This window comes from Candidatus Borrarchaeum sp. (assembly GCF_019058535.1).
GTDB classification, from domain to species: Archaea; Asgardarchaeota; Sifarchaeia; order Borrarchaeales; family Borrarchaeaceae; genus Borrarchaeum; species Borrarchaeum weybense.
The window spans coordinates 1-8,836 of the sequence record NZ_JAHPYX010000280.1; the positions used below are offsets into that span (position 1 = coordinate 1).

Genomic DNA, 8,836 nt, shown 5'->3' on the forward strand with positions numbered 1-8,836 from the left:
ACACACATCTGGACGTTGTTCCTGAGAGCGAAAAATCAAGATGCAAAGGAACTGTAAAAGATGGAAAAGTTTACGGACGCGGTTCAGCAGATGCAAAAGCTGCTGCGGCAGTTATGGTGTCTTTGATCATTAAACTCCTCAAAAATGAGAGTATCCTGACTAAAAAAGCTATTTTTGAATTTGTTTCTGATGAAGAAGTGAGTGGTGAAAATGGTACTGGCGCTCTGGTATCGAAATATCCTGCGGACTGGTGTATTTTTGGCGAACCTATGGATGGAAATAGGATATGTTATGGCTCTAAAGCCATTTTTTCGCAAAAATTAACATTTCATGGAATTCCAGGTCATGGAAGCAGACCATGGGAAGGAAAAAATGCAATCCTTTGCGCTGCAAAGTTTATTACTAACTTAACATCTCAAGAGTTATTCGATTACGAAACACTGGGGAAAGAGGCAACGACTGTTACGCCGTCTATTATTCGCGGCGGCACAAAAATCAATCAAATTCCTGAATTATGTGAATTGAAAGTTGATGTTAGGAGACCTGCTACAGTATCTGAAGAGGAAATTCTCGTAGCTTTCGAGAAATCTATGAAAGATATTGATTGTGAAATTCTTAGAGAAACAACCTCAAGGGTTCCTCCAGTATATACAGATCCTAATTCTGAATTGGTTCAGACGCTCGTTAAAGAGACTGAAAAGGTGGTAGGCGAAAAGCCAGAGCTGTACATCGCGACAGGGAGTTCCGATGCAGTGTTTTATGCCCCAACAGGTGTACAAGTGGTAGAATTTGGACCTCGGGGCAAAAATTGGCATGGCCCTGAAGAATATGTTGAAATTCAAGGACTTCTGGACTGGTATCAGATAATTCATAATCTGTTAACTACATGAATTTATTCTTCAGAAATAACTTGATTTTGCTATAATCAACTATTACTTCACTTTGTTTGTATCATAAAGCTTAAGAAGAATTAAAATCGATAAAAATCTGTTTTTTTATGCAGAATTAAACAGATAAATTCACAACAAAACCAAAGTGATAACCAATCAATTCCATGCTAAATTGATTTATCTTCCCAGAAAAGGAACGTATGAAGATTGTCAATAATTAGAATTTTGTTTGCTTCAGATATTCATGGTAGTAAACTAGTTTGGCTTAAATTTTTGAATGCGATTAAAGTATACAAGGTAAATATCGCCATAATGGGTGGAGATCTTTCCGCAAAAGAAATTTTACCAATTATACATGATGCAAAATCCAATTTATATCAAGCTACTCTTTTAGGTAAGAATTACAATGTGACATCAAAGCAAGAATTAAATGAATTGTTAGAACGGGCTAAGTATTTTGGATTATTACCTTTAATTACAGATACTAAAGATTTTAAAAGAATAATAAAAGATCTTACATATCAACGTAAAATTTTTGAGGACCTAGACGCTGCACAAGTGCTAGAATGGATAGAAATAGCCAAGAATACTTCATTTGAAAATAAACCTAAAATTATAATAATCCCTGCTAATGATGATTCCAAAAAAATCGATGAAGTATTACGAAATGATGATTTTGTTGTGTATCCAGATAAAGAAATCGATTTAGACGTCTACCATAAATTAATCAGTTTTAATTATGTAAATCCGACTCCTTGGAATTCCCTAAGAGAACTATCAGAGAAAGAATTAAAGAAAAAGCTGGAACAGAAATTTGAAACTGTCAATGATTTTGATCATGTCGTAGCTGCAATACATGCGCCACCTTTTAATTCAGGTCTTGATACAGCTCCAAAACTTGATAAGAAAAAACGCGTGGTTCATCTTCTTGGCGCTCCTTTTTATTCTGCAGTTGGGAGTAAAGCTGTAAGAGAAGTCATTGAAAAATATCAACCAAAATTAACTCTTCACGGCCATATTCACGAATCTGGTGGATTTACATACATCGGAAAAACGTTGTGCGTGAATCCAGGTTCAGAATATAATATAGGGGCACTAAAAGCCTATTTAATAGAATTAAGTAAAGAAAAAATAGAAAAGTTTAAGCTTGTTGAAGACACAGGTATAAAACGCTTGCTGTTTTGACATAGATCAATTTATGGTTTTTAGAGAAGTCCAGTGATTATCCAGACCTGTTCAGAGTCACTAAATGTAGCTGTTACATGTAGACTGTCACCAGTATCTTTCCTTATAAGTTCATGGAAGTCTTGTGCACTAAGTTGATTCGCTTTAGCCATGACATAAATGTCGTTTCTCACTTTGTCATCTACTTTAAACAAGATTACTTGGTTTCCATCCTCTATCCAAGTCGATCTTTCTTTTATCTTACCATGAATCTCATTTCCAGATCCACCAGATACTGATACTCCTGAAAAGCGAGACATCGCTAAACGAGCAAGACCTTCACCACCTGTCGCTTCCTCTTTCGTTGCATAGCCAATGTGCGAAGTATCCACTGGGTCTACGATAGCGAGGGCTACAAGTCGGTCTGATTGGGTATAGGGGATAAACCATGCAAGTTTGACTGTGCCGTCTGAATATTTAATGGGATAAAGAAGTCTCATTGAAGCAGAAAGACTCCCAAAGATTGTTAATTGAGGAATTTTTGTTCCTTCTCGTTGAGCTTCATCGGCGCTGATAAAGCTTGCCCTTCGTAAATTGTGATAAGTAACGTTTGTACCACGCCAAATGAACATTCCGTGCATTGTTGAAGGATTGCTAGTTGGGTGAGTTGTTGTTATGGCAATTGTTGTGCCTGTTTGTTGGTCGTGAAGATAACGAAGGATTTCACTAGGTTCAAACGTATCCTTTTCACTTAGATATCCTGCCCACATATCCAGACTTTTATCTTTCATTAGAAATCCACTGAAAGCATTCTCGTAGAACTCGATGTAGTTCTCTTCGTCCAAGACCTGTGGAATACCTTTAAGATATGCTTCATTAGGTGAGAGTTCTTCGATTACTTTGCCATCTAAACTTAATACATGAACCTTTGCATCATGGGGATATAGAAAACCGTTATGGGACAACACAATAACACGAATTTCGCCGTCGATTTCTGTGTAATAATTTCTGCCATAATACCTATTTTGATCTTGATTGTAAAGTTTATAATCAGGATTTCGATACCATAACAAATCTGGCATAACTGTTGCTTCTTGATTATACTTGATTATTGTCGGTTGCTGAAAGGGCTTATTAACGTCTATTATGATAAAACCAACTGCTCTCATTCTCATAGAATTCAGGGTCTCCTCGATGACGGGCACATACCAAGCTTCATGTCCTTGATACACACCGATCTGTTCGTACCCGAGTACTGCGCTTGCAGTAAAAGTTGCTTTGTGCTTTTGGGCTATAGTATAAGCTAAATCTCTGTCAACCAAACGAACAGCATCTGGCGTTATTCCTTGTGTGAACGGTGTTTCAACATCTGAGAGCTCTAATCCAAGTTCGTCAACAAATCTGTTCGCGACATAGAAGTTATATTGCCAAGTAATTGCTGAGGAACTAGAAGCAAGTATGAAAATCAGGACAAATATAACACCAACCGTAGAAGGTCTAGATCTCATTCTTACTCGGAACAGAAAATTCAGATATCTTAAAAGTGGTCTGTTAATTATAATCAGAAGGAATGCTGCAAAAATCGCTGGTGCCCAATAGTTGTATAAAGGTACGGTCATATTATAAGTCACGAAAGCAGTAAAGAGGATTGCCAGAATTGAGAGTACTATTCTTTTGATAGAGAATTGTTTTTCCATATCTGAATTATCCACTTATACTCACATCCTAGAAATATTAGTTTTTTTTAGAAGGATGGTATTTCAGTCTTTTATCTTTTTACATTTAGCTGATTTTTGCTTTATGCAGTGTTTATAGACAAATCAAGCCATGAGAAGAAAAGAAGTAAAAAATTCTAATGAAGCTGATTAATAAACACTATTAAATGATACATTCTACAATTTCTCCATCCATATAGAGATCCATACATCCATTGCACGATATGCAATGTGAGGGCTCTTGATCTCCATCCTCCTTCCATCTTTTGATGAGATGAGGCTCAATGATAAATGGTCTACTCATTGCAACTAAGTCAGCTTTTCCTTGGGAGATAATATCTTCCATCATGCTTAAATCACGAAGCCCACCGACTAAAATAACTGGTACATCTACTTCTGCTTTTATTGCGGCTGCATAATCCAATAAATAACCTTCTGTCCATCGAGAATTGTTTGTTGCACCAAGGGCATTCATTTCTGAACCAGGTGTCCCGGCAGAAGTCTCAATTGCGGAGACACCATTTTGAGATAAAGCTTTTGCGACCTCTACTCCATCTTCTTTTGTCAATCCTCCCTCACAGAAATCTACCACGCCCATCTTAACAAAAACCGGAAAATCGCTTCCTGCTCTTTTTTTTATTTCAGTTGCTATCTCTATTATAATGCGTGCTCTATTTTTAGGGCTACCTCCATATTCATCCGTTCTTTTATTGAAACGTGGTGAGAGAAATCTAGAAAGAGGATATCCATGTGCTGCATGAATCTGAACTGCATCAAAATCCGCCTTTTTAGCCCGTGCTCCAGCAGTACCATAAATTTCAACTATTTCTCTAATTTCTTGAATTGTTAAAGCCCTGGGCGTAACACCAGGAATCCAAGTATATGGTATAGCAGAGGGAGCAACAGATTCGCCGTTAAAAACGAAAAATGAACCTAACTGTAATGCGACTTTAGAACCAAAGGAATGCATAAGATTAGTCAATTCTCTAAAATTAGGAATCGAATCATCACTATCAATAACCATATTCTTTTGTTGCGGTCCTCTTGTCCAAGTTCGATCAGGTCGCATTGCACTTGTAATGATTAACCCTATTTCACCACGAGCAAGTTCTTTGTATAGTTTAAACAATTGTTCAGTAGGTAATCTATTTTTAGCCAAATTTTCACTGGTTGCTGATCGAATAAATCTGTTTTTTAGTTTAATACCACAGAAATCATAGGGTTCGAATAATTTTGACAAAGTACCACCTTCCTATTTCTTTTGACTTCTTGTATAAATCACAGATCAGTGCCGTTGGAGTTTTTAAATGATTCTTTTTCAGCATAGAACAAATTGCCGAAATGCCGATTTAGAAAATTTCAAAAGGGTAAAAGGAAAGGGAGAAGGAGAAGGGGGAGTAAACATTGGTTCATCGACCACGAGTTATGTAGAAGGTGAAACACAAACGGCCTTATTTTCCAACATAAATTTGTATCTCTTTGGAGCGATAGGATCAGGAGTTGCAGTCTCATTAATTGGTGCAATTGTGATTTTAAAGTGCAGAAAAGCGATTTAATTTTTTCTATCTTTATATTCAAAAATAGGCAGAAATAATAAATGTGCTGACCCCTTGCGGGGGTGAGCCCATCTGAAATCAACCCAATCAAGCCTTGCCGATCTTTCAGTTGATTTCGTTGCCAGCACTATGCTAAAAGTCTAAAGAAAGTTTCTTCTTAAGCCGTTTCACAGAATTGATTTTAATATCAAACAGATCTGCGATTCTAGCTTTTGCCTCAATACCTTTGGCCTTTCCTGGAAGTGCGGTAACAGAACCAAGCTCAAGTTCATCGCGAAGATCTCTCATTTGAAGAGTATCGTGAAGCGTGAATTGATCAACACCTAATTTTTTAGCAACAAATTCCTTGGCAGCGTCAAGTTTCATTCTCTTAGTCATTTGAAGGCGTGCTACTATATCACCTGCTGTGCCGATGCCTCCCATTCCAATGCTCATCCGATAAGCCAAATCCATACCAACGGGGTCTCCTGTTCCTACCTATACGCCATCACAATTAGTAAGTTCTACCATTGCAACACCAGATCGAGTGACGACATCCATTGGAATAACTTCGCACATAGGGGTTCCACCGACACCCATTCCCATGTTAGGATGCACCGGAATACTGACTGTCTTCATAACCTCCTTAACAAAAGTTATCGAACGGGCTAAATTCCACGGACAAGATTTACCTGTGTCTGTATTAATGACAGCACCAAAGAGATCTCCACCTGCCTTTTCTACCATCAAGCCTTGTTGATGTGGCCACATACCTGCTAATCGTTCACCATCATATTTAAGATCTGCATGTAATCCAAATACTTTTTCGCCAGCCATGCCAACCTCTAGTGCTAAATTAGTTTCCTTTTTTATTATCTCAATGGCTTTTAAAGTTCCATAGAAATCTGCATCACCAGCAGCAGCAGTAGTATCTATATCAAGACCGTCAAGACCAGTCTCCGCGAAGATTTTTGCTACGTAGACTATGTCATTAGTCATATCTTCTGCAGCAGACTCTTGAACCGCCCTTGCCTCGTCAATCTTACCTTCGTTCATGAAATCTGTAGGAGATGGCCATTTCCCACCTTGCGATTGGAAATAGATTCCTAGGTTAGGCATTGCTCCATAGAATACTGGAATCACACTGTTAAGTTCTGTATTCTCGATTACTGTTGCCTCATCCATAGCAATTGTTTTTACTGGTCTAAAACTGTAGTCAGCGTGTCCAATTTCAAACGTATCGAAACCAATGAAACGTTCTCCGATTATTACAGCCTGTTCTCTTGATACAGGCATAGCTGAGTACCTGCAAATACCTGTATATCTTGTGGTGCCGCCATCTGTAGTTAAAACAATTTCTTTTCCTTGTTCAACTCCAATTTGTCTTCCTGGTCTCACGAGTATATCAAGAATATGATCTATTTCATTAGCTGACAGTTCTGGTATCTTTGCTTTTGTTGCAGCCCAGTTTGCACCGTCTTCGAGGTCTGACCGAATTTGTTCTTTAGACATGTATAACGGTTTTCCCGTACCAGTACGCATTGTGAATTCGGTCAAAAGTTGACCTCCTAGCTAGAAGATTCTCTGTTTTAATCAATTTTTTAAACATCTGTAAAAGCAGAATTCCCTAAAAAATCTTTCCTCTGAAATTCTTGAGAAATGAAAATATTGGAAAAGTGATAAAAAAAACGCAAGAATCCTTCGAAAAACGACCAAAGAAAAATAAAAATAGAGAAATACCTACAGTTTATTGCTATTTAAGAGGCAAGCTCTTTAGCCCATTTTATAGCTTCTTCCGCATCCTTAGCATAGCCATCTGCACCAATCTTTGCTGCAAATTCCTTTGTAACAGGAGCCCCTCCTATCATAACCTTTACTGCATCACGCAAGTCTTCTTTTTCGAGCGCTTCAATAACTTCTTGCATTTTTGGCATCGTAGTTGTTAGGAGCGCAGACATTCCAACGATATCTGGTTTGAGTTCCTTGATCTTTTCTATAAATTTTGAGGCAGGTACTTCTGAACCTAAATCGATTACTTCGAAACCATTGGCAGCTAATAAGGTTGACACAATGGTCTTTCCTATATCATGAATGTCGCCCTCAACTGTTCCAATAATAATCTTCCCAGCACTAGCCTTTTCTTTCATTTCTGACGAAATATGGGGCTCAAGGAGTTCGACTGCAGCTTTCATAGCTGATGCTGCCATCATCAAATCTACTATAAACAACTCACCTTCTTCATACTTCGTTCCAACAATCTGAATTCCTTTCTTTAGTCCATTCTCAATAACTTCAAGTGGATTAATTCCAGCATCAAGAGCTTCTTGTGCTAATCTAAGGCACTCTTCTCTATCTAGGTCAATTATGGAATTTTTAATACCTTCAAACAATTGTTCATTGCTCAGATTATTCCCTCCTTTGGATTAAAACGTATCGCGATAGTTTTTTAATTCCCAGTCAGTAACAACACTGCAATACTCTCTCCACTCAGACATTCTGACCTTATAGAACTCATTAAAACCGAAATCACCCATAATTTCCTTAAAGAAAGCATCCTTTTTAAATTCTGCAAGTGCTTCGCCCAGAGTTCTTGGCAAGTACTCAATGCCTTTCTTTTCAAGATCATCATCCACCAGGTCGCCAGGTTCTATATGAGCTGGTTCTGGCGGATCTATTTTATTTTTGATTCCTTCTAAGCCACAAGCCAAGGTTGTACCTAAAGCGAAGTACGGATTCGCTGTGCCATCAGGCACACGAAATTCTATTCGCGTTGGTTCTGCCTCATCTCCTTCTGCACGTGTGGGAATTCTTATGGCAGCAGCTCGATTATCAACGCCCCATATACAATGTGCTGGTGCCCATGAATGCGGTAAAAGACGCTTGTAACTGTTTGGATTTGGTGCACATACAGCACATAAACCTTTTAGATGAGCCATTATTCCACCAACGAAATATTTTGCCGTGTCAGAGAGGAAATATTCATCACTTTCTGAATAGAAGAGATTATTCTTCCCATTGAGATCCCATAAACTGATGTGAAAATGCATTCCCGATCCTGCCCCTCCAGGAAATGGCATGGGCAAGAAAGTTGTTGAATATCCATGATTCAAAGCTACTCCTTTAGCTGCATCTTTGAACGTTAAAACATTGTCGGCAGCAGTTAGTGCATCTGTATATCTTATCGTTATTTCGTATTGTGCACCGCCGTATTCAGAGATAACACGTTCTATGTCGAGTCCCATTTTTTCAAACGTATCTAGCCAATCTTGTATTACATCATTTGCTAAGTCGTACTGGGTAGTCGTTCCATATTTCTCGTTATTTTGTTGAATCATATTGCCACTATCATCCCGTTTGGTAAGATAATATTCTAATTCCCCAGCCGCCATAGGAAGAAAGCCCATTTCTTTTGCTTGATAAATGATTCGGCGTAAAAATGCGCGAGCGTCCGTTGCTGAAGGCTCAAAATCGGGATTCAGTAATTCACATATAAAACGAGCAGAATGTTTTGCATAAGGTAATATCTTAAATG

7 protein-coding genes and 1 pseudogene are annotated in these 8,836 nt (G+C 38.2%); 3 read left to right on the top strand and 5 right to left on the bottom strand.

Translation table 11 applies throughout. From position 1 onward, the window contains the following. Nucleotides 1-890: M20 family metallopeptidase (locus QVB70_RS18190; RefSeq protein ID WP_287589280.1), on the top strand; the 890-nt coding region annotated here is incomplete at its 5' end. Between the two features lie 312 nt (nt 891-1,202). Further along, nucleotides 1,203-2,075 (top strand): hypothetical protein, encoded by an 873-nt coding sequence (locus QVB70_RS18195; protein WP_287589281.1) that lies wholly within the window; start codon nt 1,203-1,205, stop codon nt 2,073-2,075. Between the two features lie 20 nt (nt 2,076-2,095). On the opposite strand, the gene QVB70_RS18200 is transcribed toward QVB70_RS18195, so the two are convergent. Further along, nucleotides 2,096-3,766, bottom strand: a complete 1,671-nt coding sequence (locus tag QVB70_RS18200) for a hypothetical protein (RefSeq protein WP_287589283.1) — start codon at nt 3,764-3,766, stop codon at nt 2,096-2,098. A 166-nt stretch (nt 3,767-3,932) separates the two neighbouring features. Beyond that, nucleotides 3,933-5,009: an NADH:flavin oxidoreductase gene (locus QVB70_RS18205; RefSeq protein ID WP_287589285.1), complete on the bottom strand. Its 1,077-nt coding sequence runs from the start codon at nt 5,007-5,009 to the stop codon at nt 3,933-3,935. A 67-nt stretch (nt 5,010-5,076) separates the two neighbouring features. On the opposite strand from QVB70_RS18205, the gene QVB70_RS18210 reads away from it, so the two are divergent. Next, on the top strand, nt 5,077-5,325 hold the full coding sequence (locus QVB70_RS18210) for a hypothetical protein (RefSeq protein WP_287589287.1): 249 nt from the start codon (nt 5,077-5,079) through the stop codon (nt 5,323-5,325). Nucleotides 5,326-5,457: 132 nt separating this feature from the next. Here the strand turns inward: QVB70_RS18210 and mtbB are convergent. From mtbB to QVB70_RS18225, 3 genes and pseudogenes are all read right to left on the bottom strand, one after another. Then, nucleotides 5,458-6,861 (bottom strand): annotated as a pseudogene (gene mtbB / locus QVB70_RS18215) ([dimethylamine--corrinoid protein] Co-methyltransferase). 200 nt (nt 6,862-7,061) lie between these two features. Further along, nucleotides 7,062-7,694, bottom strand: coding sequence for a corrinoid protein (locus QVB70_RS18220; protein ID WP_287589289.1), 633 nt, complete (start codon nt 7,692-7,694; stop codon nt 7,062-7,064). A 33-nt stretch (nt 7,695-7,727) separates the two neighbouring features. Next, nucleotides 7,728-8,836: glutamine synthetase family protein (locus QVB70_RS18225; RefSeq protein ID WP_287589290.1), on the bottom strand; the 1,109-nt coding region annotated here is incomplete at its 5' end.